General features: G+C 71.8%; 21 protein-coding genes and 2 pseudogenes. 9 read left to right on the forward strand and 14 right to left on the reverse strand.

Features of this window, described 5'->3' with window-relative positions; genetic code table 11:
• Positions 1 to 149 precede the first annotated feature (149 nt).
• Positions 150 to 1,718, forward strand: coding sequence for a 2-isopropylmalate synthase (locus DRV84_RS09365; RefSeq protein WP_115979645.1), 1,569 nt, complete (start codon positions 150 to 152; stop codon positions 1,716 to 1,718).
• 90 nt (positions 1,719 to 1,808) lie between these two features.
• Here the strand turns inward: DRV84_RS09365 and DRV84_RS09370 are convergent, their stop codons facing one another.
• From DRV84_RS09370 to DRV84_RS09380, 3 genes and pseudogenes are all read right to left on the reverse strand, one after another.
• Positions 1,809 to 2,906 (reverse strand): THUMP domain-containing class I SAM-dependent RNA methyltransferase, encoded by a 1,098-nt coding sequence (locus DRV84_RS09370; RefSeq protein WP_115979647.1) that lies wholly within the window; start codon positions 2,904 to 2,906, stop codon positions 1,809 to 1,811.
• Between the two features lie 34 nt (positions 2,907 to 2,940).
• Positions 2,941 to 3,147: pseudogene (locus DRV84_RS09375) on the reverse strand (D-glycerate dehydrogenase); the annotation flags it as partial.
• Positions 3,148 to 3,289: 142 nt separating this feature from the next.
• A pseudogene (locus DRV84_RS09380) lies at positions 3,290 to 4,277 on the reverse strand (2-hydroxyacid dehydrogenase).
• A gap of 111 nt (positions 4,278 to 4,388) precedes the next feature.
• Here DRV84_RS09380 and DRV84_RS09385 point away from each other — a divergent pair.
• The 5 genes from DRV84_RS09385 (at position 4,389) to DRV84_RS09405 (ending at position 9,284) form a co-directional block, all read left to right on the forward strand.
• A complete protein-coding gene (locus DRV84_RS09385; protein WP_115979649.1) occupies positions 4,389 to 4,895 on the forward strand; it encodes an SH3 domain-containing protein in 507 nt (168 codons plus the stop codon).
• 175 nt (positions 4,896 to 5,070) lie between these two features.
• Positions 5,071 to 6,387: a sn-glycerol-3-phosphate ABC transporter substrate-binding protein UgpB gene (gene ugpB / locus DRV84_RS09390; RefSeq protein ID WP_115979652.1), complete on the forward strand. Its 1,317-nt coding sequence runs from the start codon at positions 5,071 to 5,073 to the stop codon at positions 6,385 to 6,387.
• 62 nt (positions 6,388 to 6,449) lie between these two features.
• Complete coding sequence (ugpA, locus tag DRV84_RS09395; protein WP_115979655.1) at positions 6,450 to 7,328, forward strand: sn-glycerol-3-phosphate ABC transporter permease UgpA; 879 nt, start codon at positions 6,450 to 6,452, stop codon at positions 7,326 to 7,328.
• Positions 7,328 to 8,176: a sn-glycerol-3-phosphate ABC transporter permease UgpE gene (gene ugpE / locus DRV84_RS09400; protein ID WP_115979658.1), complete on the forward strand. Its 849-nt coding sequence runs from the start codon at positions 7,328 to 7,330 to the stop codon at positions 8,174 to 8,176. Before ugpA ends, ugpE begins: the two co-directional genes overlap by 1 nt.
• Positions 8,177 to 8,180: 4 nt before the next feature.
• Positions 8,181 to 9,284: an ABC transporter ATP-binding protein gene (locus tag DRV84_RS09405; protein ID WP_115979661.1), complete on the forward strand. Its 1,104-nt coding sequence runs from the start codon at positions 8,181 to 8,183 to the stop codon at positions 9,282 to 9,284.
• On the opposite strand, the gene guaD is transcribed toward DRV84_RS09405, so the two are convergent.
• The 5 genes from guaD to DRV84_RS09430 form a co-directional block, all read right to left on the reverse strand.
• Positions 9,245 to 10,546, reverse strand: a complete 1,302-nt coding sequence (gene guaD / locus DRV84_RS09410) for a guanine deaminase (RefSeq protein ID WP_115979663.1) — start codon at positions 10,544 to 10,546, stop codon at positions 9,245 to 9,247. The two genes, DRV84_RS09405 and guaD, sit on opposite strands and share 40 nt — an antisense overlap.
• On the reverse strand, positions 10,539 to 10,937 hold the full coding sequence (locus DRV84_RS09415; RefSeq protein WP_115979667.1) for a PaaI family thioesterase: 399 nt from the start codon (positions 10,935 to 10,937) through the stop codon (positions 10,539 to 10,541). Before DRV84_RS09415 ends, guaD begins: the two co-directional genes overlap by 8 nt.
• Positions 10,938 to 11,069: 132 nt before the next feature.
• The gene (locus DRV84_RS09420) at positions 11,070 to 12,701 is read right to left on the reverse strand and encodes a long-chain-fatty-acid--CoA ligase (protein WP_115979670.1); all 1,632 of its coding nucleotides are present in this window, start codon (positions 12,699 to 12,701) and stop codon (positions 11,070 to 11,072) included.
• Between the two features lie 290 nt (positions 12,702 to 12,991).
• Complete coding sequence (locus DRV84_RS09425) at positions 12,992 to 14,515, reverse strand: ATP-dependent DNA helicase (protein WP_115979801.1); 1,524 nt, start codon at positions 14,513 to 14,515, stop codon at positions 12,992 to 12,994.
• Between the two features lie 72 nt (positions 14,516 to 14,587).
• On the reverse strand, positions 14,588 to 15,766 hold the full coding sequence (locus DRV84_RS09430) for a deoxyguanosinetriphosphate triphosphohydrolase (protein ID WP_115979673.1): 1,179 nt from the start codon (positions 15,764 to 15,766) through the stop codon (positions 14,588 to 14,590).
• A gap of 138 nt (positions 15,767 to 15,904) precedes the next feature.
• Between DRV84_RS09430 and DRV84_RS09435 the strand changes: the two genes are divergently transcribed.
• A complete protein-coding gene (locus DRV84_RS09435; RefSeq protein WP_115979676.1) occupies positions 15,905 to 16,228 on the forward strand; it encodes a HesB/IscA family protein in 324 nt (107 codons plus the stop codon).
• Between the two features lie 237 nt (positions 16,229 to 16,465).
• Here DRV84_RS09435 and DRV84_RS09440 read toward each other — a convergent pair whose 3' ends face one another.
• Positions 16,466 to 16,858: a metallopeptidase family protein gene (locus tag DRV84_RS09440; protein WP_115979679.1), complete on the reverse strand. Its 393-nt coding sequence runs from the start codon at positions 16,856 to 16,858 to the stop codon at positions 16,466 to 16,468.
• A 135-nt stretch (positions 16,859 to 16,993) separates the two neighbouring features.
• On the opposite strand from DRV84_RS09440, the gene wrbA reads away from it, so the two are divergent.
• Positions 16,994 to 17,587: an NAD(P)H:quinone oxidoreductase gene (gene wrbA / locus DRV84_RS09445; RefSeq protein WP_115979682.1), complete on the forward strand. Its 594-nt coding sequence runs from the start codon at positions 16,994 to 16,996 to the stop codon at positions 17,585 to 17,587.
• Between the two features lie 111 nt (positions 17,588 to 17,698).
• On the opposite strand, the gene DRV84_RS09450 is transcribed toward wrbA, so the two are convergent.
• The 5 genes from DRV84_RS09450 to DRV84_RS09470 form a co-directional block, all read right to left on the reverse strand.
• Positions 17,699 to 19,519 (reverse strand): M3 family oligoendopeptidase, encoded by a 1,821-nt coding sequence (locus DRV84_RS09450; RefSeq protein ID WP_115979684.1) that lies wholly within the window; start codon positions 19,517 to 19,519, stop codon positions 17,699 to 17,701.
• Positions 19,520 to 19,583: 64 nt separating this feature from the next.
• Positions 19,584 to 21,173, reverse strand: coding sequence for an ATP-dependent DNA ligase (locus DRV84_RS09455; protein WP_115979687.1), 1,590 nt, complete (start codon positions 21,171 to 21,173; stop codon positions 19,584 to 19,586).
• A 111-nt stretch (positions 21,174 to 21,284) separates the two neighbouring features.
• Complete coding sequence (locus DRV84_RS09460) at positions 21,285 to 22,298, reverse strand: ligase-associated DNA damage response exonuclease (protein ID WP_115979690.1); 1,014 nt, start codon at positions 22,296 to 22,298, stop codon at positions 21,285 to 21,287.
• A 36-nt stretch (positions 22,299 to 22,334) separates the two neighbouring features.
• On the reverse strand, positions 22,335 to 23,270 hold the full coding sequence (locus DRV84_RS09465; protein ID WP_115979693.1) for an alpha/beta fold hydrolase: 936 nt from the start codon (positions 23,268 to 23,270) through the stop codon (positions 22,335 to 22,337).
• Positions 23,271 to 23,280: 10 nt separating this feature from the next.
• Positions 23,281 to 23,565, reverse strand: a complete 285-nt coding sequence (locus DRV84_RS09470; RefSeq protein WP_115979697.1) for an SCP2 sterol-binding domain-containing protein — start codon at positions 23,563 to 23,565, stop codon at positions 23,281 to 23,283.
• A 69-nt stretch (positions 23,566 to 23,634) separates the two neighbouring features.
• Here DRV84_RS09470 and DRV84_RS09475 point away from each other — a divergent pair, with 69 nt between their 5' ends.
• Positions 23,635 to 24,195, forward strand: a complete 561-nt coding sequence (locus tag DRV84_RS09475; RefSeq protein WP_115979700.1) for a tetratricopeptide repeat protein — start codon at positions 23,635 to 23,637, stop codon at positions 24,193 to 24,195.
• Positions 24,196 to 24,212: the final 17 nt, after the last annotated feature.

A 24,212-nucleotide genomic window follows, 5' to 3' on the forward strand; every position in this document is an offset into this window, starting at 1 on the left:
CACCGGGACCACCGCACGCGCGCCCCTCGCGCCGGCGCTCGGCCTTCTGCTGCTCCTTAGCCGCCTCTGAGCGTGCCGGTCGGCGCGAGCGCTCAGAGGTGACCCCGCCGCGCCGGACGAGCTAAGGACCACGAGAGAGACCCAGAGCCATGACCGACACGACCGAACAGGACCGCGTCCTGATCTTCGACACGACCCTGCGCGACGGCGAACAGTCGCCCGGCGCCACCATGTCCCACGCCGAGAAGCTGGAGATCGCCGGGCTTCTCGACGAGATGGGCGTCGACATCATCGAGGCGGGCTTCCCCGTCGCCTCCGAGGGCGATTTCCGCGCCGTGAAGGAGATCGCCGAGCGCTCGCAGGACTCGGTGATCTGCGGCCTCGCCCGCGCCAATCCCGGCGACATCGACCGCTGCTGGGAGGCGGTGCGCCACGCCGCGCGCCCCCGCATACATACCTTCATCGGCACCTCGCCGCTGCACCGCGCCATCCCGAACCTCACGCAGGACGAGATGGCCGAGCGCATCCACGAGACGGTGAGCCACGCGCGCAACCTCTGCGACAACGTGCAGTGGTCGCCGATGGACGCGACGCGGACCGAGTGGGATTACCTCAAGCGCGTGGTCGAGATCGCGATCAAGGCCGGCGCCACGACGATCAACATCCCCGACACCGTGGGCTACACGGCGCCGGTCGAATCGGCCGACCTGATCCGCCGGCTGATCGCCGAGGTGCCCGGCGCGGACGAGATCGTCTTCGCCACGCACTGCCACAACGACCTCGGCATGGCGACGGCGAACGCGCTCGCCGCCGTGGCCGGCGGCGCGCGCCAGATCGAGTGCACGATCAACGGCCTCGGCGAGCGGGCGGGCAACACCGCGCTCGAGGAGGTGGTGATGGCGCTGAAGGTGCGCGGCGACATCATGCCGTGGACGACGCGCGTCGACAGCACGAAGATCATGAACATCTCGCGCAAGGTCGCCACGGTCTCGGGCTTCCCGGTGCAGTACAACAAGGCGATCGTCGGCAAGAACGCCTTCGCGCACGAATCGGGCATCCACCAGGACGGGATGCTCAAGAACGCCGAGACCTTCGAGATCATGCGCCCCGAGGACGTGGGCCTCGCCGCGACGAGCCTCGTGCTCGGCAAGCACTCGGGCCGCGCCGCGCTGCGCGCCAAGCTCGAGGAGCTCGGCTACAAGCTCGCCGAGAACCAGCTCGGCGACGTCTTCGTGCGCTTCAAGGAACTCGCCGACCGCAAGAAGGAAGTCTACGACGAGGACATCATCGCGCTGATGCGCGCGGGCGAGGACGCGGCGAACGACCACCTCGTCGTGCAGTCCCTGCGCGTGGTCTGCGGCACCGGCGCGCCCGCCGAGGCCGAGCTCGCGATGACCGTGGGCGGCGAGACGCGGCAGGCGACCGCGACGGGCGACGGCCCGGTGGACGCCACCTTCAAGGCGGTGCGCGAGATCTGGCCCAACGACGCGCGCCTCGAGCTCTACCAGGTGCACGCGGTGACGGAAGGCACCGACGCGCAGGCCACCGTCAGCGTGCGGCTGGAGGAGGAGGGCAACATCGCCACCGGGCAGTCGGCCGATACCGACACGGTGCTCGCCTCCGCCAAGGCCTATGTCAACGCGCTCAACCGCCTGATCGTGCGCCGCGGCCGGCTCGGCGAGGACCGCAAGGAGGTCAGCTACAAGGACGTCAGCTGATCGGGGGGCCAAGCGGCTTCGAAGCCGCTTGGCCCCGGGCCGCCGCGCCGCGGCGGCCCGGGCAAGGGCCTTGCAAGGCCCTTGCCCCGCTCAGAGCGGCCCGCTCTGGTAGAGGTGGACCTTCAGCCCGCCGTGCGGCACCGGCGGGCCGGGGTCCAGCGACAGGCCCGTGGCCCGCGCGAGCGCCGCGTCGGAGGTGACGAGCCCGACGCGCCAGCCGGCGAAGCGCTCCCGCAGGACCGTGCCGAGCGCGCCGTAGAGGGCGAAGAGCGCCTTCGCCTCGCCCACGCGCCCGCCGTAGGGCGGGTTCACCATGACGAGCCCGGGCGGCCCCGCGGGGAGGGCGAGATCGCTCACCGCCTGCCGCGCGAAGCGGGCGACGCCCTCGACCCCGGCGCGCGCGGCGTTCTCCGTGGCCATGCGCACCGCCCCCGCGTCGCGGTCGGAGCCGTGAAACCGCAGCTCCGTCTCGCCCGGGCGCTGCGCCGCCTTCAGCGCGGCCCAGCCCTCGGCGTCGAAGCCGGCGAGCCGTTCGAAGGCGAAGGCGCGCCCGCGGCCCGGCGCGCGGCCCGTCGCCATCTCCGCCGCCTCGATCACGAAGGTGCCGGAGCCGCACATCGGGTCGACGACGGGCTCGGCGCCGGCGAAGCCGCAGGCGCGCAGGAAGAGCGCCGCCATCGTCTCGCGCAGGGGCGCCTTGCCGACGGCCTGCTTGTGGCCGCGCCGGTGGAGCGGCGCGCCGGAGGTGTCCACGCTCAGCGTGCAGAAATTGGCCTCGATCCGGGCGGAGAGGCGGACGCCGCCGTCGCCGAGGGGCACGCCCGCCGCTTCCAGCGCGCCGGCGATGCGTGCGGCGGCCGCGCGGTCGTGGTAGACCTTCGAGCGGCGGCAGACGGTCTCCACCTTCACCGGAACATCGGTGCGGAAGACGGCGCGCCAGTCGATCTTCCGCGCGCGCTTGTCGAGCTGCGCGAGGTGAAAGACCGGAAAGCCCCCGATCCGCGCCAGCACCCGGCTCGCGCCGCGCAGCTCCAGGTTGGCGCGCTGCACCTCCGCCCAGCCACCGCGCAGGGCGACGCCGCCCGGCTGCACCTCGGGCAGCGGCAGGCCGGCGGCGCGCGCCTCCTCCGCGAGGACCGGCTCGAGGCCGGGCGGCGCGGCGAGAAAGATGTCGAAGCTTCGGTCCACCGCCGCCTCCTCGGCGCCCGCCGGGGCGCGGGTGTCAGAGCATCGCGGGGACGACCTGATCCGGCGGGCGGTGGCCGTCGGCGAAGGTCTTGACGTTCAGGATCACCTTCTCGCCCATCTCGAGGCGGCCCTCGCGGGTGGCCGAGCCCATGTGCGGCAGGAGGACGACGTTGCGCAACTCGCGCAGGCGCGGGTTCACGTCGGTGCCGCGCTCGTAGACGTCGAGCCCCGCGCCNGCAACCCCTCTCTCCGCTGTCGCCTGCTGCCCCGCCAGTCGGGGCGCGAGCGTCCGGGGCTCTCCCGCCCGGTGCGCCTCTGTGGCGGGTGCGTGCAGAGCACGCACCCTACGGCCCGGACGACAGGTGACGGGTCGGGTCGCCGGGTCAGAGCATCGCCGGCACCACCTGATCGGGCGGGCGGTGGCCGTCTGCGAAGGTCTTGACGTTGAGGATCACCTTCTCGCCCATCTCGATGCGTCCCTCGCGGGTGGCCGAGCCCATATGCGGCAGAAGGACCACGTTCTTCNAACTCGCGCAGGCGCGGGTTCACGTCGGTGCCGCGCTCGTAGACGTCGAGCCCCGCGCCGGCGAGTTCGCCCGCGCGCAGCATCCGGGTCAGCGCGTTCTCGTCGATCACCTCCCCGCGCGAGGTGTTCACGATCACCGCTTCGGGCTTCATCAGCTTCAGCCGGCGCGCGTTGACGAGATGGAAGGTCGAGGGCGTGTGCGGGCAGTTGATCGAGAGGATGTCCACCCGCGCGAGCATCTGGTCGAGGCTCTCCCAGTAGCGCGCGCCGAGGTCGGCCTCGGTTTCGGGGCGCAGGCGGCGGCGGTTGTGGTAGTGCACCTCGCAGTCGAAGGCCGCGGCGCGGCGCGCCACCGCCTGACCGATGCGGCCCATCCCGAGGATGCCGAGGCGGCGCCCGGCGAGCCGCCCGCCGAGAAATGCGGTGGGCGCCCAGCCGTCCCATTCGCCCGCCTGCATGGTGGCGAGGCCCTCGGGGATGCGGCGCGTGACGGCGAGGATCAGCGCCATGGTCATGTCGGCGGTGTCCTCGGTCACGACGCCGGGCGTGTTCGAGACGAGGACGCCGCGCGAGCGCGCCGTCTCGACGTCGATGTGATCGACCCCGGCGCCGTAGTTGGCGATCAGCCGCAGCCGCTCGCCCGCCTGCCCGATGAGGCCCGCGTCGATGCGGTCGGTGATGGTGGGCACGAGGACGTCGGCCTCGCGCATCGCGGCGGCGAGCGCCTCGCGGCTCATCGGCGTGTCGTCCTGGCGCAGGCGCACGTCGAAGAGCTCGCCCATGCGGGCTTCCACCTGCGCGGGCAGGCGTCGCGTCACGACCACAGTCGGGCGCTCGGGTGCCATGTGGGTCCTCCTCCTGCTTCCCTCTCCGGGGCGGTGGTGGCACAGTGCCGCGCGAGAGGCCGGGGCACAAGAACCCCGCCCGACGAAAGCGCATCCGAGGCTGTCGAGACAGTGACCTTCTTCCGCCGCATCCTGTGCCGGGCCGGGCTGGCGCTGGCCCTCGCGACCGCCGCCGCGGCCGCGGCCGAGGAGCGGGGCCCGGTCACCAATCTGCCCCTGCCGCGCTACGTCTCGCTCAAGGCGTCGGAGGCCAACGTGCGGCGCGGGCCGTCGCTGACGCATCGCATCGACTGGGTCTTCGTGCGCCGCAACCTGCCGCTGCGGATCACGGCCGAGCACGGGCACTGGCGGCGCGTGCAGGACCGCGACGGCGCGGGCGGCTGGGTGCATTACTCGCTCCTGTCCGGCGTGCGCACCGTCGTGGTCGAGGAAGAGCGCGTCGCGCTCCGCGCCCGGCCCGAGGAGGGCGCACCGGCGATCGCGGAGCTCGAGGCGGGCGTGATCGCGCGCCTCGGCGCCTGCCGCCCCGACTGGTGCCGGCTGACGGCGGGCGGCTACCGGGGCTGGGCGCGCAAGGCCGGTCTCTGGGGCGTGGCGCCGGACGAGCTGCGCGACTGACGGCGCGGGTTTGCGCGATTATCGTAAAGTCATGCTCGCGCGCTTTCGTTCGCCCGTCATATAACGTTCATCCGACTGTCATGGAGGAGGGCTAGGCGCCGCGTTACGGACCGCGCCCGACGGCGCGACGCTGAACCGCAGATGCCCGCGGCGCCGCGGGCCGAGGGAGAGACGCATGCAGACCAAGACGATTCTCGCGGCCGCTCTGATGAGCAGCACGGCCGTCACACCGGTCGTCGCGCAGGAGCGCACGCAGGTGAACTTCTGGCACGCGATGGGCGGCCAGCTGGGCGAGATCACCGACGGCTTCGCCGAGGAGTTCAACGCCCGGCAGGATGCCTGCCAGATCAACTCGATCTACAAGGGCAACTACACCGAGACGATGACGCAGGCGATCGCCGCCTTCCGCGCCGGCGAGCAGCCGCACATCGTGCAGGTCTTCGAGGTGGGCACCGCCACCATGATGGCCGCGGAGGACAACGGCGCCGTCTACCCGGTCCACCAGCTGATGGAGGACGCGGGCGTCGCCTTCGACGAGAGCGATTACCTGCCGGCGGTGATCTCGTATTACACCGACACCGACGGCAACCTGCTCTCGCTGCCCTTCAACAGCTCGACCCCGGTGATGTGGTACAACGCCACCGCCTTCGAGGAGGCCGGCGTCGAGGTGCCGACCACCTGGGACGAAGTGGTCGAGGCCGCGCGCGCGCTCAAGGCGAACGGCGTCGAAGCGCCCTTCGGCTTCGGCTGGCAGAGCTGGACGCAGATCGAGACCTTCTCGGCCTGGCACGACCTGCCGCTCGGCACCGAGGAGAACGGCTTCGCCGGGCTCGAGGCCGAGTTCACCTTCAACAACGACGCCGTCGAGACCCACATCGCGCGCATCGCCGAGATGGGCGAGGAGGGCCTCTTCTCGTACGGCGGGCGCCGGGGCGACTCGCGGTCCATGTTCGTGAACGGCGATACCGCGATGTGGATCAACTCCTCGGCCTACTACGGCGGCTTCGCCTCCGACATCGAGGACTTCGAGTTCGGTCAGGCCATGCTGCCGCTCGACACCGACCTCGCCGAGGAACCGCAGAACTCGATCATCGGCGGCGCGACGCTCTGGGTGCTGCAGGGCCACGAGAGCCCCGAGTACACCTGCACGGCGGAGTTCTTCTCCTTCCTCTCCGAGCCCGAGCAGCAGGCGATGTGGCATCAGGAAACGGGCTACGTCCCGATCACCACCGCCGCCTACGAACTCAGCCAGGAGCAGGGCTTCTACGAGGAGGCGCCGGGCACCGACACCGCGATCAAGCAGCTGTCGCTGAACGAGCCGACGCCCAACTCCAAGGGCCTGCGTTTCGGCAACTTCGTGCAGATCCGCGACATCATCAACGAGGAGCTCGAGGCGGTCTGGTCCGGCGACAAGTCGGCCGAGGAGGCGCTCGACGCCGCGGTCGAGCGCGGCAACGACCTTCTGCGCCGCTTCGAAGCGTCCAACAGCTGATCTCGTGACACGTCCCGGCCCGGCCCCCGCGCGGGGCCGGGCCATCCTTTCGCGGAGCCCTCATGAAGCGCGTCGTCTTCCGGTCCAGGTGGCTGCCCTATGCGCTGCTCGCGCCGCAGATCGCGGTCACGCTGATCTTCTTCTTCTGGCCGGCGCTGCGCGCAATCGAGAGCTCCTTCTTCATCGAGGACGCCTTCGGCTTCGCGCGCGAGTTCGTGGCCTTCGAGAATTACGCGCGCCTCTTCGCCGACGCGGGCTATCTCAAGAGCTTCCGCACGACGCTGATCTTCGGCGTGGGCGTCACCGCGCTCGCCATGTCGATCGCGCTCGCCCTCGCGGTGGCCGCGAACCGGGTGCTGCAGGCGACGACGCTCTACCGCACGCTCATCATCTGGCCCTACGCGGTGGCGCCGGCGCTCGCCGGGGTGATCTGGTTCTTCCTGATGAACCCCTCGCTCGGGATCGTGGCCTACTGGCTCGATCTCCTGGGCTACGACTGGAACCACTACCAGAACGGCGATCAGGCGCTTCTGATGGTGATCGTCGCCGCGGCCTGGAAGCAGATCAGCTACAATTTCCTCTTCTTCCTCGCGGGCCTGCAGTCGATCCCGAAATCCATGATGGAGGCGGCGGCGATCGACCGCGCCGGGCCGTGGCGGCGCTTCTGGACGATCACCTTTCCGCTCCTGTCGCCGACGACCTTCTTCCTGCTGGTGATCAACTTCGTCTACGCCTTCTTCGAGACCTTCGCGCTGATCCACGCCACGACGAGCGGGGGGCCGTCGGATTCGACCTCCATCCTCGTCTTCCGCGTCTATCAGACGGGCTTCGTGGGGCAGGACTACGGCAGCTCCGCCGCGCAGTCGGTGATCCTGATGGCGCTCGTGATCGGGCTCACGGTGATCCAGTTCCGCTACGTCGAACGCCGGGTGAATTACTGATGGTCGAGAACCGCCCCCTAGCCACCTTCGTCACGCATGCGGTGCTGATCGCGGGCGTGGTCTTCCTCTGCTTTCCGGTCTGGATGGCGCTCGTCGCCTCGACCCACGGGCCGGAGGCGCTCTCGAAGGCGCCGATCCCGCTCTGGTTCGGCGATCAGGGCTGGCAGAACTACCGCGACCTGCTGACCACCGGCCTGCCGGAGGCGGGCGGCGTGCCCGTGGGGCTGATGATGCTCAACAGCCTGATCATGGCGCTCGGCATCACCATCGGAAAGATCGCCATCTCGCTCATCGCGGCCTATGCGATCGTTTATTTCCGCTTCCCGTTCCGCATGGGCTTCTTCTGGATGATCTTCATCACGCTCATGCTGCCGGTGGAGGTGCGCATCCTGCCCACCTTCGACGTGATCACCCGGCTCGACATGCTCAACACCTATCACGGGCTGATCATCCCGCTCATCGCCTCGGCGACGGCGACCTTCCTCTTCCGGCAGTTCTTCCTGACGATCCCGGACGAGCTGGTGGAGGCCGCGCGCATCGACGGGGCGGGGCCGCTGAAGTTCTTCCGCGACATCCTGCTGCCGCTCTCGCGGACGAACATCGCGGCGCTCTTCATCATCCTCTTCATCTACGGCTGGAACCAGTATCTCTGGCCGCTCATCGTGACGACGGAGGAAAACCTCTACACCGTCGTCATGGGAATTCAGCGCATGGCCAACTCGGGCGAGTCGCTGCCGGTCTGGCACTACATCATGGGGACCGCGATGCTCGCGCTGATCCCGCCGGTGGTGGTGGTGCTGGCCATGCAGCGGCTCTTCGTGAAGGGCCTCGTCGAAAGCGAGAAGTGAGACCATGGCGACAGTTGACCTCGAGGGCCTGGGCAAGAGCTATCAGGGCGGCGTGCGCGCCGTCGAAGGCGTGGACCTCTCCATCGCCGACGGCGAGTTCATCGTGCTCGTCGGCCCCTCGGGCTGCGGCAAGTCCACGATCCTGCGCATGATCGCCGGGCTCGAGACCGTGAGCGACGGCGAGGTGCGGATCGGCGGCGCGGTGGTCAACCGGCTCGAGCCGGGCGAGCGCGACATCGCCATGGTGTTTCAGAACTACGCGCTCTACCCGCACATGAGCGTGCGCGCCAACATGGCCTACGGGCTGAAGAACCAGGGCACGCCGAAGGACGAGATCGCGCGCCGCATCGCGGAGGCCGCGCGGACGCTGCAGCTCGAGGCCTACCTCGACCGCAAGCCGCGCCAGCTGTCGGGCGGGCAGCGCCAGCGCGTCGCCATGGGCCGCGCCATCGTGCGCGACCCGAAGGCCTTCCTCTTCGACGAGCCGCTCTCGAACCTTGACGCCAAGCTCCGCTCGGAGCTGCGCACCGAGATCAAGTCGCTGCACCGCCGCCTCGGCGCGACCTTCATCTACGTCACCCACGACCAGGTGGAGGCGATGTCGCTCGCCGACCGGATCGTGCTGATGAACGGCGGCCGGATCGAGCAGATCGGCACGCCGATGGACCTCTACGCCCGGCCCGCGAGCCGCTTCGTCGCCGAGTTCATCGGCACGCCGCCGATGAACATCCTGCCCGCCGAGAGCCCGGCGGGCCGTGCGCTCGCCGCGGGCGCGCGCCTGCCCGCGGGCACCGAATGGCTCGGCGTGCGGCCCGAGGCGCTGGCGCCCGCGCGCACGGGCGGCCTCACGGGGCAGGCGGGCCTGATCGAGGCGCTCGGCGCCGACATGCTCGTGCACCTGATCGCCGAGGGCCACGACCACCCGGTCGTCCTGCGGCTGCACGGCGCGGCGGAGGTGCGCGAGGGCGAGCGCCTGACCGTCGCGCCCGAGCCCGGCAGCCTGCGCGCCTTCGACGGGGAGGGCCGCGCCCTCGCCGCGGCCAAGACGTTTGCGAAACGTCTTGGCGCTCAGCCCCGGGCGGTGTCCTGCGGGCGGCCGGCGACGTAGGTCGCGGCGACCGCGTCGCGCCCGCCCATCACCTGCAGCACGAAGAGCTCCTCGGCGAGCGTCTCGGCGCGGTCCATCCTGAGCCGCATCGCCGGCGTGGCGCGTGCGTCGAGCACCACGAGGTCGGCCTCGTAGTCCGGCGCGAGCCGCCCGATCCGGTCGGCGAGGCCCATGGCCTCCGCGTTGCCGCGCGTCGCCCAGTGGAACGCCTCGAAGGGATGCAGCCGCTCGCCGCGCAGCGCGAGCGCCTTGTAGCCCTCGGCGAGCGTGTCGAGCATCGACCAGCTCGTGCCGCCGCCGATGTCCGTGGCGATCGCCGTGGTCACGCCTGCGCCCTGGAGCCCCTGCCGGTCGAAGAGACCCGAGCCCAGAAAGAGGTTCGACGTCGGGCAGAAGACCGCGCGGCTTTCGCTCTCGGCGATGCGTGCCACCTCGCGCGCGGAGAGGTGCAGGCAGTGCCCGAAGAGCATCTGCGGACCCAGAAGCCCCGCCCGGTCGTAGGTGTCGAGATAATCGCGCGCCTCGGGGAAGAGGCGCGCGACCGCCGCGATCTCGGCGTGGTTTTCCGCGATATGCGTCTGCCGGTGGCAGCCGGGGTGCTCGGCCGCGAGCGCGCCCGCCGCGGCCAGTTGTTCGGCCGAGGAGGTCACCGAGAAGCGCGGCGAGATCGCGTAGCCGAGCCGCCCGCGCCCGTGCCAGCGCGCGATGAGCGCCGCGCTGTCGTCGTAGGCCGCCTGCGCCGTGTCGCGCACGCCCTCGGGGCAGTTGCGGTCCATCATCACCTTGCCTGCGACGAGGCGCATGTCCCGCCGCGCGGCCTCTTGGAAGAGCGCCTCGGCCGAGGCCGCGTGTGCGGAGCAATAGACCGCGGCGGTGGTCGTCCCGTGCTCCACCAGCCGGTCGAGGAAGGGCCCGGCCATCGCGCGGGCGTGCGCCGGGTCGGCGAAGGCGGCCTCGGCCGGGAAGGTGTAGCGCTCCAGCCAGTCGAGCAGCTCCGCGCCCCAGGAGGCGACCACCTGAAGCTGCGGGAAATGGATGTGCGGATCGACGAAGCCCGGCAGGATCAGGTGCGGGCGGTGGTCGATGACCTCCGCCTCGGGCGCCGCACTCCGCACCGCGGCGAAATCGCCCGCGGCGGCGATGCGCCCGCCCCGGAGCAGGAGCCCGCCGTCGGCCTCGTAATCGAGCGCGCCCGCGTCCTCCGGCCCCTCGGGGCGCCGGCGGAAGCTCAGGAGCCGCCCGCGCAGCAGCCGCTCAGCCATCGAGATACCGGAAGACGCCCGTGGCCGAGGCCAGAAGCACGCCGTCCTGGTCGTGCACCTCGCCCGCGGCGTAGAAGATGCGCCGCCCGCCGCCCGTCTTGCGCGCCTCCGCGACGAGGCGCCGGCCCGACGAGCGGCCTTGGTAGTTCACCGTGAGCGAGAGCGTCAGCGCCAGTTGCCGGCGCTCCGGATCGCCCGTCCAGCAGCCGGCGTAGCCCATCGCCGTGTCGAGGAGCGTCGCGTGCACGCCCCCGTGCAGCGCGCCGTGCCGGTTGGCGAGATGCGCCGCCACGGGCTGCGCGACGCGCGCGTAGCCCTCGCGCCAGTCGGCGATCTCGAAGCCGAGATGCGCCTGGAACGGGTAGGGGCCCTCGCGGAGCGTCTCATCCATGGTCACGCCTCGTCTCGCAGTGCATCGGTGCGGGCCTCCCTTTCGCGCGCGCAGTCGGCGCCAGCCTCCCCTCGTAGCGCATGCGCCCCGCGCGCGACAGGGTGCGTCGCGCGCGGCCCATGCGCCGCGCCGTCAGCCCGCGTCGGGCAGCGCGTAGTCGCGGAACCGGTCGCGCAGCGTCAGCTTCGAGACCTTGCCCGTCGCGGTGAGCGGCAGCGCGTCGAGGTATTCCACCGCGTCCGGCAGCTGCCAGCGCGCGAAATGCTCGAGAAGCAGCGCGTCGAGCGCCTCCTTCGGCGGGCGCTTGCCCTCCTCCGGCACGACGATCAGCAGCGGGCGCTCGTCCCACTTCGGGTGCGGCACGGCGATCACCGCGCAGGCGGCCACGTCCGGATGGCTCGTCACCACGTTCTCGAGGTCGATCGAGCTGATCCATTCGCCGCCCGACTTTATGAGGTCCTTCGCCCGGTCCTGAATCGTCAGAAACCCCTTGTCGTCGATCGTGGCGATGTCGCCGGTGCCGAACCAGCCCTCCGCGTCCATCGCGGCCTCGGTCGCCGCCGGGTCGGCGTAATAGCCCGAGATGATGGAGTTGCCGCGCACGTGGAGCTCGCCCCGGGCGGTGCCGTCGTGGGGCTGCGGCCGGCCGTTCTCGTCCACGATCTTGAGCTCCACGCCGAAGAGGCGCCGGCCCTGCTTCTGCTTGACGTCCATGCGCCGCTCGAAGGGCGCGTCCTCATGCCCCGCCGGCAGATGCCCCTGCGTGCCCACCGGGCTCATCTCTGTCATGCCCCAGGCGTGGCACACGGTGACGCCGCTCGTCTCGAAGCTCTCGATCATCGCCCGCGGCGCCGCCGAGCCGCCGACGACCACATGCCCGAAGCCCGCCGGGTTTCGCCCGCGCGCCCGGATCTCCCCCTGAAGCCCCTGCCAGACCGTCGGCACGCCCCAGGCGGAATACACGCCCTCCGCCTCCATCAGCTCGAAGAGCGACCCCCCGTCGAGCGCGGGGCCCGGAAAGACGAGGCTCGCGCCGGTGAGCGGCGCGGCATAGGGCAGCCCCCAGGCGTTGACGTGAAAGAGCGGCACCACCGGCAGCACGCGCCGCCCTTCCCGCAGCGCCTCGCCGAGCGCCACCGCCACCGAGAAGGCGTGCAGCACCGTCGAACGGTGCGAGTAGAGCGCGCCCTTCGGGTTGCCGGTGGTCCCGGAGGTGTAGCAGAGCCCGGCCGCGGTATTCTCGTCGAGCTCGGGCCAGTCGTAGGTCTCCGGGCGCCCCTCCAGAAGCTCCTCGTAGCACAAGAGGTCGAGCGCGCTTTCGGGCATGTGCGCGCGGTCGGTCATCACGACGACGCGCAGACCCGCGGGCAGCTCGGCCGCCATCGCCTCCACGAGCGGCACGAAGGTCGCGTCGACGAAGAGCAGCCGGTCCTCCGCGTGATGCATGATGTAGGCGAGCTGCTCGGCCGGAAGGCGCGGGTTGATGGTGTGACAGACCGCGCCCATGCCGGAGACGGCGTAGTAGAGTTCGAAATGGCGATAGCCGTTCCACGCGAGGGTCGCCACACGGTCGCCCTCGGCCACGCCGAGCGCGGCGAGCGCATGGGCGAGCTGGCCCGCGCGCGCGTAGGCCTCCGGATAGGTGTAGCGGTGCACGTCCCCCTCCACCCGGCGCGAGACGATCTCGCCGGTGGGGTAGCTCTCGGCGGCGAACTTCAGAATGTCGATGATGGCCAGCGGCCGGTGCATCATCATGCCCTGCATGGGGGTCCTCCTCCCTCGCCCCGGATCTCAACGGGGCCCTTCGCGACTGCCCCCGACTGTGCCGGGAGGTCCGCACGGTTGCAAAGGCGAAGTCGCGGACTGCGGGACGATGGCGGCAAGCCGGGACGCCGCGCATGCCGCGGGCGTCCGGCGGCGAGGGGCGCTGCCCCTCGCGCTCCCCGGAGTATTTCCGCCAAGATGATGGGAGGGCGCCGGTCCATCATCTTGGTGCAAATACTCTCGGGGGGTGAATTGGCCGAAGGCCAAGAGGGGGGCAGACAGCCCCCCTCCTACCCCTCTCCCTCGAGCCCGAGCGGCGCCGGCCGCGCGTCGAGGTCGTCGGTCGCGAGCGGTGCGGAGGGCCGGGCGAGGCGGTTCCGCACGACCCAGATCAGCCGCCCCTCGGCGCGCGTGATGGCGACGTAGGCGAGGCGCTTCCAGAGGGGCTGGCCGGCCTCGGTGCGCCCGGCGCGCGCGGCGGCCCAGAGGTCGGGGGCGAAGACCTGCACCGTGTCCCACTGGCTGCCCTGCGCCTTGTGGATCGTCACCGCCGCGCCGTGCAGGAAGACGGCGCCCATGCCGGCGGCGAAGGGGATGAAGGGCTCCTCCTCGCCCGGTTTCTCGATCCTGACGATCGAGGCGGCCGAGACGCGCGGGTCCTCGGCGCCGACGACATGGAGCCGCGAGAAGCCGGGTTTCTTGCCGGGGCCGAGCCAGATCGTCTGCGCGCCCTTGATGAGCCCGCGCGCCTCGAGGTCGAGGCGGCGCTTGCGGTGCTTGAGCGGCAGTTCGATGCCGTCGCAGATGAGCGGCTCGCCGGGCAGGAGCCCGTCCTCGGGCGCCTCGTGCACGCGGCGGAAGGCGTCGATCAGGCGCACCCGCGTCGCGTTGCGCCAGACGAGCACCGGGCTGCGGGCCATGAGGTCCACCTCGACCCGCTCGGACCAGACGACGCGGTCGTCGCGCGCCGCGGCGTCGCGCACGAGGCCCTCGAAGGCCGCGAAGTCGACGTCGGGGTCGGCGAGCGCGTGGGCGAGGTCGAGGATCGGGTTGTCGGCCGCCTGCCGGTGCACGCGCCCGAGGGCGAGGCGGCGCTCCTCGGGCAGCTGGTCGAAGACCATGCCGCCCGGCGCGTTGACGGGCGCGAGCTGCGCGGGATCGCCGAAGAGGACGAGGGAGGGGAAGATCTCCTGCAGGTCCTCGAGCTGGCGCGCGTCGAGCATCGAGGCCTCGTCCACGAGCCCGACGTCGAGTTCCTCGTCGCGGCGTTTCCAGCCGGTGATGAAATCCGAGCCCTTGAGCCCCGCCGCCATCAGCGCGCCGGGGATCGAGGCCTGGCGCGCGTAGAAGGCCGCGGCGCGGTCGAGCGCCTCCTCGCTCAGCCCCTCGATCGCGGGGCGCTCGCCGCTGCCGGCGAGCCAGTCGGCGATCTTCTCGTACTGCGGGTCGTAGACCGGCGTGTAGAGGATGCGGTGGATCGTCGTGGCCGGCACGCCGCGGTGGCGCAGCACGCTCGCGGCCTTGTTGGTGGGCGCGAGCACGGCGAGGGTGCGCCGGTCCCGGCGCTTGCGCCCCTCCCAGTCGCCCGAGATCGTCTCGACCCCGGCGGCGTCGAGCGCGCGGAAGAGCTCGGCCAGGAGGAGCGTCTTGCCCGAGCCGGCCTTGCCCGTCACGGCGAGCACGCGGCCCGCGGCCTTGCCGGGCGGGCCGAGCGCGCCGCCCGCGAGGTCCACGCCGGCCTCGCCCAGGAAGCCGGAGAGCCGGTCCCAGGCGGCGGCCTGATCCTCGGAGAACTGGAGCGCGGGCAGCGTCATGCCCGCCTCATAGCGGCCCCGCCCCGCGCGCGCCAGCATCCGTCGGCGCGCTTCGGCGCCCGGCCGCCCGCGTCAGCGCGGCACCGCGAGCGCCGGGCGCGCGCCGCCCACGAGGCGCTCGTGCTGCTGCAGCGCGAAGCGGTCGGTCATGCCGGCGATGTAATCCGCGACGATCCGGGCGAGCCCGGTCTCGCCGCCGGCGGCGGCGACGTCGGCCTGCCAGCGCTCGGGCAGGAGGGCGGGATCGGCCATGTAGAGCGGGAAGAGATCGCGCACGACGTCCATGACCGCGGCGCGCATCTCCATCACCCGGGGCGCGCGGTACATGCGGTGAAAGAGGAAATGCCGGATCGTGCGGATGTCGCGCCACACGGGATCGGAGAAGCGCACCATCATGCGTCCGGCGTGGCGGATGTCGGCGGCCTGCGCGGGCGCGAGCTGCGCGAGGCGCGCGCGCGTCTCGGCCACCACGTCCTCGACGAGACGGCCGAAGAAGCGCCGCAGCGCCTCGTGCCGGCGGCGGTGCGCGTCGAGCCCGGGCCAGAGCCGGTCCACCTCGGCCACGCAGTCGGCCACCAGCGGCAGCTCGGCAATCTCGTCGAGGGTGAAGAGATCCGCGCGCAGCCCGTCGTGCAGGTCGTGGTGGTTGTAGGCGATGTCGTCGGAGAGCGCGGCGACCTGCGCCTCGAGCCCCGCATGGGTGGCGAGTTCGAGGTCGTGGCGCGCGTCGTAATCGGCGAGCGCGTAGGGCAGCGGCGGCAGCTTAGGGCCGGCGACGGGGCCGTTGTGCTTGGCGATGCCCTCCAGCGTCTCCCAGGTCAGGTTGAGCCCGTCGAAGCCGGCGTAGTGGCGCTCCAGCCGGGTGACGATGCGGATCGCCTGCGCGTTGTGGTCGAAGCCGCCGTAGGGCGCCATCAGCGCGTCGAGCGCGTCCTCGCCGGCGTGGCCGAAGGGCGTGTGGCCGAGATCGTGGGCGAGCGCCACCGCTTCGGCGAGGTCGAAGTCGAGGCCGAGCGCCCGCGCGATCGTGCGCGCCACCTGCGCGACCTCCAGCGAATGGGTGAGCCGCGTGCGGTAGTAATCGCCCTCGTGCTCGACGAAGACCTGCGTCTTGTGCTTGAGCCGCCGGAAGGCCGAGGCGTGGATGATCCGGTCGCGGTCGCGCTGAAAGGCGGAGCGCAGGGCGCTCTCCTCCTCGGGCGTGAGCCGCCCGCGGCTCGTCGCGGGATCGGACGCGTAGGCTGCGCGCATCGGGGCCCTCCTCGCCGGCCTGTCTCGCGCCCCGCTATACAGGCTTCGGCGCGCGGGGGCAGGGGGGCGGCTTGCGGGAAACCGGCGCGGGGCCTATCTTTTGCGGAGGTTTCAGGCAGACGGACGAGGACCGAGACGATGCAGCTTCCTCCGAAGGTGACCGAGCGCGCCTTCGCGCGCCTCGCGGAGATCGGCGCCGCCGACCAGGGCCAGGCGCTGCGCGTCGCGGTGGAGGGCGGCGGCTGTTCGGGCTTTCAGTACGACATCCGCCTCGACGCGCCCGCCGACGACGACCTCGTGATCGAGGGGCAGGGCCAGAAGGTGATCGTGGACGAGATCTCGCTGCCCTTCCTCGAGAACGCGGTGATCGACTTCACCGAGGAGCTGATCGGCGCGCGCTTTACCATCGAGAACCCGAACGCCACCAGTTCCTGCGGCTGCGGCACGTCCTTCGCCATGTGAGGCGCGCGGGCCCGGTCGGCCGCGCCCCGGCACGACACGTCGCGCGGCGGTGGCAGCGTGGCGGCGCTGGAACAGGCCGTCGCGGCCCGACGCTCACGAGCTCCGCGCCATGCACTCGCGACAAGGGGGCAAGCGCCGCGCCCGCGATCTCCGCCGCGCCTGCTTGGCTGTCCCGGTCGCCCCTCTCCGCAGCCCCCGCAGATCAGGGCCGCGACGCCGGGGCCGGTACGCGCCGCGCTACTCCCACCAGCGGTCGATGCGCGCGATGTCGGCGTCCGACCAGCCGAAGTGATGCGCGAGCTCGTGGACGACGATGTGCCGGACGAGATCCCCGAGCGCGACGTCGCCCCGGTGCGCCCATTCGTCGAGGATCGGGCGCCGGAAGAGCCGGATCGTGTCCGGGCCCTGCGGCTGGTCGAGCACCGATTTCTCGGTGAGCGGCACGCCCTCGTAGAGCCCCGTCAGCTCGAAGGGATCGTCGATGCCGAGCTCGTCGAGCAGGCGCTCGCTCGGAAACTCCTCGATCCGCAGCGCCACCTCCTCCGCCAGGGGGCGGAAGGCCTCGGGCAGGGCGGCGAGCGCCGCGCGGGCGAGGCGCTCGATCTCGGTGGCGTCGGGAGCGTGGCTCATGTGCGCGACCCTCGCGCGCGCCGCGCGCCGACGCAAGCGCCGTGCACGCCCGCACAGCCCCTCTCGCATCCCCGCGCGTGGTCACGCCGGCGCGGGGCGCTTAGGTCGAGCCAATAACAGTGAAGGAGCGAGACCATGGCAGATCCGAAAATCGCCGTCATCTTCTACTCGACCTACGGCGCCAACCAGCAGGTGGCCGAAGCCGCCGCCGAGGCCGCCCGCGCCGCCGGCGCGGAGGTGCGCCTGCGCCGCGCGCCCGAGACCGCGCCGCGCGAGGTGGTCGAGGCGCAGGACGCCTGGAAGGCGCAGCTCGAGGCGATGGCCGACATCCCCGAGGCCACGGCCGAGGAAATGGACTGGGCCGACGGCTACTTCTTCGCCGCGCCCACCCGCTTCGGCGTGGTGGCGAGCCAGATGCGCGCCTTCATCGACACGCTCGGCCCGCTCTGGATGGAGGGCAAGCTCGCCGACAAGACCTTCACCGCGACGACGAGCACGCAGAGCCCGCACGGCGGGCAGGAGACGACGCTCCTGTCGCTCTACACGACCGCGATGCACTGGGGCTGCGTGGTGGTCGCGCCGGGCTACACGGATCAGAGCGTCTTCGACGCCGGCGGCAACCCCTACGGCGCGGCGATCACCGCGGGCACGGTCGACGCGCCTAAGCGCGCCGCCGTCGCCCACCAAGCGACGCGCCTCGTGCAGATGACGGCGAAACTGCGCGCCTGAGCCGCGCGCCCCGGGAACGATCGGGCCGGAAATTTTTCGTACGAAAAATTTCCGGCCCCGCGCCGCCCGTGGAGAGAGATTTTTCGTACGAAAAATCTCCCAGCCGGGGGCTCACGCCTCCATCGCCTCGAGCTCGTCGATGAAGCGCTCGATCATCGAGAGCCCCTTGTCCCAGAAGGCCGGGTCCGACGCGTCGAGCCCGAAGGGCGCGAGCAGCGCGCTGTGGTGCTTCGAGCCGCCCGCGCGGAGCATGTCGAAATACTTCGCCTCGAAGCCCTCCGGCGCCTCCTCGTAGGCGGCGTAGAGCGCGTTCACCAGCCCGTCGCCGAAGGCGTAGGCATAGACGTAGAAGGGCGAATGCACGAAGTGCGGGATGTAGGCCCAGAAGGTCTCGTAGCCCTCCATGAACTCGAAGGCCGGCCCGAGGCTCTCGCCCTGCACGCTCATCCAGAGCGCGTTGATGTCGTCGGGCGTGAGCTCGCCGCCGCGCCGCGCGGCGTGGAGCTTGCACTCGAAATCGTAGAAGGCGATCTGCCGCACGACCGTGTTGAGCATGTCCTCCACCTTGCCGGCGAGCAGGACGCGCTTTTCGTTGGCGTCGGCGGCGTTCGCCAGCATCCGGCGGAAGGTCAGCATCTCGCCGAAGACGCTCGCCGTCTCGGCCAGCGTGAGCGGCGTGCGCGAGAGCATCTCGCCCTGCCCGGCGGCGAGGCGCTGGTGCACGCCGTGCCCGAGCTCGTGGGCGAGCGTCATCACGTCGCGCGGCTTGCCGAGGTAGTTGAGCAGAATGTAGGGGTGCGCGTCCGTCACCGTGGGATGGGCGAAGGCGCCGGGCGCCTTGCCGGGCGTGACGCCCGCGTCGATCCAGCCATTGTCGAAGAAGGGCTCGGCGAGGGTGGCGAGCTCGGGCGAGAAGCCCTCGTAGGCCCGCAGCACCGTCTCGCGCGCCTCGGTCCAGGGCACGGTGCGGTCGGCCTGCATCGGCAGCGGCGCGTTGCGGTCCCAGACCTGCAGCTTGTCGAGCCCCATCCACTTGCGCTTGAGCTCGTAGTAGCGGTGGCTGAGCCGCGGATAGGCGGCGACCACCGCGTCGCGCAGCGCCTCGACGACCTCGGGCTCCACGTCGTTGGCGAGGTGCCGGCCAGTCTGCGGCGTGGGCATGCCGCGCCAGCGGTCGATCACCTCCTTTTCCTTGGCCTGCGTGTTGTGCACGCGGGCGAAGAGGCGGATGTTCGCGCCGAAGACCCGGGCCAGCGCGCGCGCGCCCGCCTCGCGCTTCGCGCGGTCACGGTCGGTCAGCAGGTTGAGCGTCGCCTCCAGCCCGAGCGTCTCGCCGTCCACCTCGAAGGTGAGCCCCGCGATCGTCTCGTCGAAGAGCCGCTCCCAGGCGTCGCCGACCACGCCCGTGTCGTGCAGGAACTTTTCCAGCTCGTCGGAAAGCTGATAGGGCTTCATCTTGCGGATGCGGTCGAAGACCGGCTTGTAGCGCGCGAGCGCCGCGTTCTCCGCGAAGAGCGCGTCGAGGTGATCCTCCGGCAGGCGGTTGATCTCCAGCGTGAAGAAGACGAGCGGCGTCGTGTCGTCGGTGATCTTCTCCTGCACGTCCGAGAGGAACTTCGCCCGGTCCGCGTCGGTCGTGTCCTGGTAATAGCGCAGCCCCGCGAAGGACATCAGCCGCCCGGCCACGCGCTCGATCGCCTCGTTGCGCTCCACGCAGCGCAGGAGCCCTGCGGCGTCGAGCCCGGCGAGCTTGCCCTCGTAGTCGGCGGCGAAGGCGCGGCACTCCGCCTTCAGCCAGTCGAGATCGCGCGCGACCTCCGGCGCGTCGGGCGCGGCGTAGAGATCGGTGAGGTCCCATTCGGGCAGATCGCCCAGCGGCGCGGCGCCCTGATCGGTCGCGGCGTCGAGGGCGGGGCGGAAGGTGTCCGGCATGGGGTCTCTCCTGTTGTCCAGTCGGGGTCGAGATAAGGCCCGCGGGGCGGCCGGCGCAAGGCGCTCAGCCGTAGGCGGCGAGCATCGCCTTCAGCTCGTCGAGCGTGCCGGCCTCCTCGGGTGGCTTGTCCTCGCGCCAGCGGCTCATCCGCGGGAAGCGCAGCGCGACGCCCGACTTGTGGCGCGGGCTTTCGTGCAGCCCCTCGAAGGCGATCTCGAAGACCTGGTGTGGCGTCACCTGTCGGACGGGGCCGAAGCGCTGCTGCGTGTTCCGGCGCACCCAGGCGGTGATGCGGCGGAACTCGGCGTCGGTCAGCCCCGAGTAGGCCTTGGTGAAGGGCACGAGGGCGCCGCCGTCCCAGACGGCGAAGGTGAAGTCGGTGAAGAGGTTGGCCCGCCGTCCGTGACCGGCCTGCGCGTAGATCATCACCGCGTCGATCACCAGCGGATCGAGCTTCCATTTCCACCAGTCCCCGCGCTTGCGCCCGACGTGGTAGGGGCTGTCGGCGCGCTTGAGCATCAGCCCCTCGGCGGCGTGGTCGCGCGCCGTGGCGCGCGTCGCGGCGAGCGTCGCCCAGTCCGCGAAGGCCACGAGCGGCGGCAGCACCAGCGGCGCCTCCGGCGGCAGCTCAGCGAGGCGCTGCGCGAGCCGCGCGCGGCGCGCGTCGAAGGGCAGGGCGCGGATGTCCTCGCCCGCGTCCTCCAGCAGGTCGTAGGCGGCGAGCGCGACCGGCGCCTCCTTCAGGAGCTTCGCCGGCACCGTCTTGCGCCCGATCCGCTTCTGCAGCGCGTTGAAGGGGAGCGGCCCGTCCCGCCAGGCGAGGAGTTCGCCGTCGATCACCGTGCCGGGCGGGAGAAAGTCGCGCGCGCGGGCGAGTTCGGGGAAGCGGTCGGTCATCAGCTCCTCGCCGCGCGACCAGACGAAATGCTGCCCCTCGCGCAGGATCAGCTGCCCGCGGATGCCGTCCCACTTCCACTCCGCGCGCCAGTCCTCGGGCCGGCCGAGGCTCTCCGGGCCGTCGTCGAGCTGATGGGCGAGGCAGAAGGGATAGGGGCGCGAGAGGTCGGCCGCCGCGTCCTCCGCCTCGATCAGCGCGTGCCAGGTGGTCGTCGCGGGCTCCCAGGCGCCCATCAGGCGGTGCGCCATCTCGGCCTCTGTCCGGCCGGTCGCGCGGGCGAGCGTGCGGGTCATCAGCTTCTGGCTGACGCCGATCCGCCAGCCGCCCGTCAGGAGCTTGTTGAAGATGAAGCGCTCGGAGGCGTCGAGCGCGTCCCAGGCGGCGAGCACCTCGGCCTTGCGCACCTCGGGGGGCATGTCGCGCAACCCGCGCAGGAGCGCGATCCACTCGGCGAGGCTGCGGTCCGACCCGCGCGAAGGCGGCGGCAGGATGAGCGCGATCGTTTCGGCGAGGTCGCCTACGACCGGATAGCTCTCCTCCACGAGCCAGAGCGGCAGCCCCGCGCGCTCGGCCACCCATTCGCGCAGCTCGGTCGTCGTGATCGCGCGGCGCGGGCGGCGCCCGGAAAAGAGCGCGACGGTCCAGAGCCGGTCGTCGTCCGAGGCGCGCGCGAAGTAGTCGGCGAGCGCCTCGGTCTTGGCCGAGGTGCGCGTCGTCTGGTCGATGCGCGCGACGAGGGCCGCGAAGTCCTTCATGTGCTCTGTCCGAAATGGCGCGTAGTGAGCTGATAAACGGCGATTCCCCGCGGTGACGGCGTCCATGTCGCGCCACGCGCGTGACCGCCCCGGCGGGATGTCGCCACCCGCTCAGCCCGCATCGCCCTCGTCCTCCGTCTCGCCGCCGAACTCGGTGGGCACGATCGCCGCGTCCCAGCCCTCGGCGTTCAGCGACCGGCTGAAGATTTCCGTGTAACCATGCGTGACGAAAACCTTTTCCGCCCCGGTCGCCCGGATCGCGGAGAGCAGGCCGGGCCAGTCGGCGTGGTCCGAGATCACGAAGCCCCGGTCCGCCGCCCGCCGCCGGCGCACCCCGCGCAGGCGCATCCAGCCGCTCGCGTGGCCGGTGGAGACCGCGCCGAAGCGCCGCGCCCATTTCGAGCCGAGCGCCGAGGGCGGCGCGAGGACGAGCGCGCCGGGGTGCGCCTTCGGGTCGAGCTCGGGCGTCACGCGGATCGTCTCGGGCAGGGGCAGCCCCTGCGCGCGCAGCACCGCCGTCGTCTCCTCCACCGCGCCGTGGGTGAGCACCGGGCCGATGGAAGGATCGAGCATCGTGAGCAGCCGCTGCGCCTTGCCGAGCGCGTAGGCGGCGAGCATCGGCGTGCGCCCCTCCGCCACGCTCGCCGCCCACCAGCCGTTGATCTCGGCGGCCACCGCCGCCTGCGGCGCCCATTCGAAGACCGGCAGGCCGAAGGTGCATTCGCTGACGAAGACGTGGCAGCGCACCGGCTCGAAGGGCTCGGAGAGGCCGTCGGGCACGGTCTTGTAATCGCCCGAGACCACCCAGACCTCGCCGCCCACCTCGACGCGGATCTGCGCCGAGCCGGGGACGTGGCCCGCCGGGTGAAAGCTCACCCGCGCGTCGCCGATGCGCTGCACGGCGCCGTAGTCCGCCGCCTCCAGCCGGATGTCGCCGAGGCGGTGGCGCAGGACCGGCCCGGCGGCCGGCGTGGCGAGATAGGCGCCGTGGCCGGGCCGCGCGTGATCGGCGTGCCCGTGGGTGACGAGCGCGCGGTCCACCGGGCGCCACGGGTCGATGTGGAAACCGCCCGCGGGGCAGTAGATGCCGCGCTCGGTGAAGGTGAGGACAGGATCGGCCGCCATGCCCGACAGGATAGCGCCGCCCGGCCGCCGCGCCAGTCAGGCCGCGTGTGCGCGCATGTGGGCGAGGGTGCCCTCCACCACCTGCGCGCGCAGCGCCGGGCGCTCCATCAGAAGCTCGTGCTCGGCGCCCTCGACGCGCGCCAGCCGCGCGGCGGGCCAGCTTTCGGCGCGGGCGGCGATGCGCGCGGGATCGACGATCCGCTCGCGCGTGCCGAGCCAGACGAGCGTGGGCACCGCGGGCGCGGGCGCCCGGCCGAGCGCGGCGCATTCCACGAGCGCCTCGTGCAGCCACGCGAGGCTCGGCCCGCCCACCTGAAGCTCCGGCGTCGCGGTGAGCTGGCCCTGAAGATAGGCGAAGCCGTCGGGGCAGGTGGTCAGCGTGTTGTCCGCGAAGGGGGCGGTCGCGGCGTAGCATCCGGGCACCGCCCCCGGCGCGACGCGATGGCCGAGGCCCGTGCGCTTGCCCGCCCAGCTCACCGCCCAGGCGGCCGGGCGCAGGTGCGGCGCGATGACGATACCCCACATCGGCGCGGTGAAGACGGCCGAGGCCACGTCGAGCCCGCGGGTGAGCGCGCGCAGCCCGATGGCGCCGCCCATGGAGTGCCCGAGCAGGTGGAAGGGCCGGGGAAAGCCCTGCGCCTTGGCGACCTCCAGCATCGCGGCCACGTCGCGCTGGTAGTCGGCGAAGGCGCGGACGTGCCCGGCGAAGGGCGCCCGCGGCAGGCGATCCGCCATGCCCTGCCCGCGCCAGTCCACGGCGAGCACGGCGAGCCCCGCGTCGAGGAAATCGCGCGCCGGGCGGCCGTATTTCTCGACGTACTCGGTGCGGCCCGGAAAGATCAACACCGTGCCCGCCGCGCGCGCGGGTCGCCAGCCGCCGACCCTGAGGCGCAGGCCGTCGGCGGCGCGCACCCACCACGCCGCGCCGGGTGGCGCCTCGGTGATCGCGTCGAGAAAGGGGGCCGGCGTCATCGCGCCGCGCTCAGGAGAGCGCGCCCGCGAGCTTCATCGCCTGGCCCATGTCGCCGTCCACGGAAAGCTTGCCGCTCATGAAGGCCGAGGTCGGGTCGAGATCGCCGTCGAGGATCGCCTCGAAGGTGTCCTGATCGGCGGTCAGCGTCACCTCCGCCGCGTCGTCGGAGACGCGCGCGCCCTGCGAATCGAGCAGGATCGCCCCCTCGCCCTCGATCACGAATTTCACCGAGCCGTCGAAACCGCCCTGCACCTTCTCGTTGATGGCCGACACGGCCTTCTCCATCATGCTCATCCGTCGTCCTCCGGCTGATGCGTCTCGCGGCTGGAAATATCGCAGTCTTGCGTTACCTTCGGTAGTGTCATGGAACGCTTTCGCACCGCAATCAGACGCAACGTCACGACGCTCGTCGCATTGGTGGCGCTCCCGCTCGCCGCCGCGGCGGAGGGCGACCGCGTCGACACGCTCTTCGAGAAGCTGCAGGGCGCCGAGGGGCGCGAGGCGGCGCGCCTCGCCGGGCAGATCCGCGCCGAGTGGTCGAAATCCGGCTCGGCGGCGATGGATCTCCTCCTGCGCCGCGGCAAGGAGGCGATCGAGGCGGAGGAGTTCTCCAAGGCGGTCGAGCATCTGACCGCGCTCACCGACCACGCCCCGGAGTTCGCGGAGGGCTGGGCCGCGCGCGGCCTCGCCTTTTACCGGCAGGGGGAATACATGCTCGCGCTCGCCGATCTGGAGCGCGCGCTCGCGCTCGAGCCGCGGCATTTCGGGGCGCTCCGGGGCGTCGGCGCCGTCATGCAGCAGCTCGACCGGCCGGAGCTCGCCTGGCGCGCCTACCGGGAGGTGCTTGCGCTCTACCCGGAAAACGCCCAAGTCCGGGAGGCGATGGAGCCGCTCGAGCCGGAGGTGCTCGGACGCGCGCTCTGAGCCGCGGCCGGCGCCGC

The sequence above is a fragment of the Rhodosalinus sediminis genome, from assembly GCF_003385555.1.
In the GTDB taxonomy this organism is placed as follows: domain Bacteria; phylum Pseudomonadota; class Alphaproteobacteria; order Rhodobacterales; family Rhodobacteraceae; genus Rhodosalinus; species Rhodosalinus sediminis.

What these genes read in the sequence shown, in the direction of transcription:
- DRV84_RS09365 (WP_115979645.1), top strand. Translation starts at nt 150, where the DNA reads ATGACCGACACGACCGAACAGGACCGCGTCCTGATCTTCGACACGACC.
- ugpB (WP_115979652.1), top strand. Translation starts at nt 5,071, where the DNA reads ATGCAGACCAAGACGATTCTCGCGGCCGCTCTGATGAGCAGCACGGCC.
- ugpA (WP_115979655.1), top strand. Translation starts at nt 6,450, where the DNA reads ATGAAGCGCGTCGTCTTCCGGTCCAGGTGGCTGCCCTATGCGCTGCTC.
- ugpE (WP_115979658.1), top strand. Translation starts at nt 7,328, where the DNA reads ATGGTCGAGAACCGCCCCCTAGCCACCTTCGTCACGCATGCGGTGCTG.
- DRV84_RS09405 (WP_115979661.1), top strand. Translation starts at nt 8,181, where the DNA reads ATGGCGACAGTTGACCTCGAGGGCCTGGGCAAGAGCTATCAGGGCGGC.
- guaD (WP_115979663.1), bottom strand. Translation starts at nt 10,546, where the DNA reads ATGGCTGAGCGGCTGCTGCGCGGGCGGCTCCTGAGCTTCCGCCGGCGC.
- DRV84_RS09415 (WP_115979667.1), bottom strand. Translation starts at nt 10,937, where the DNA reads ATGGATGAGACGCTCCGCGAGGGCCCCTACCCGTTCCAGGCGCATCTC.
- DRV84_RS09420 (WP_115979670.1), bottom strand. Translation starts at nt 12,701, where the DNA reads ATGCAGGGCATGATGATGCACCGGCCGCTGGCCATCATCGACATTCTG.
- DRV84_RS09425 (WP_115979801.1), bottom strand. Translation starts at nt 14,515, where the DNA reads ATGACGCTGCCCGCGCTCCAGTTCTCCGAGGATCAGGCCGCCGCCTGG.
- DRV84_RS09430 (WP_115979673.1), bottom strand. Translation starts at nt 15,766, where the DNA reads ATGCGCGCAGCCTACGCGTCCGATCCCGCGACGAGCCGCGGGCGGCTC.
- DRV84_RS09435 (WP_115979676.1), top strand. Translation starts at nt 15,905, where the DNA reads ATGCAGCTTCCTCCGAAGGTGACCGAGCGCGCCTTCGCGCGCCTCGCG.
- DRV84_RS09440 (WP_115979679.1), bottom strand. Translation starts at nt 16,858, where the DNA reads ATGAGCCACGCTCCCGACGCCACCGAGATCGAGCGCCTCGCCCGCGCG.
- wrbA (WP_115979682.1), top strand. Translation starts at nt 16,994, where the DNA reads ATGGCAGATCCGAAAATCGCCGTCATCTTCTACTCGACCTACGGCGCC.
- DRV84_RS09450 (WP_115979684.1), bottom strand. Translation starts at nt 19,519, where the DNA reads ATGCCGGACACCTTCCGCCCCGCCCTCGACGCCGCGACCGATCAGGGC.
- DRV84_RS09455 (WP_115979687.1), bottom strand. Translation starts at nt 21,173, where the DNA reads ATGAAGGACTTCGCGGCCCTCGTCGCGCGCATCGACCAGACGACGCGC.
- DRV84_RS09460 (WP_115979690.1), bottom strand. Translation starts at nt 22,298, where the DNA reads ATGGCGGCCGATCCTGTCCTCACCTTCACCGAGCGCGGCATCTACTGC.
- DRV84_RS09465 (WP_115979693.1), bottom strand. Translation starts at nt 23,270, where the DNA reads ATGACGCCGGCCCCCTTTCTCGACGCGATCACCGAGGCGCCACCCGGC.
- DRV84_RS09470 (WP_115979697.1), bottom strand. Translation starts at nt 23,565, where the DNA reads ATGAGCATGATGGAGAAGGCCGTGTCGGCCATCAACGAGAAGGTGCAG.
- DRV84_RS09475 (WP_115979700.1), top strand. Translation starts at nt 23,635, where the DNA reads ATGGAACGCTTTCGCACCGCAATCAGACGCAACGTCACGACGCTCGTC.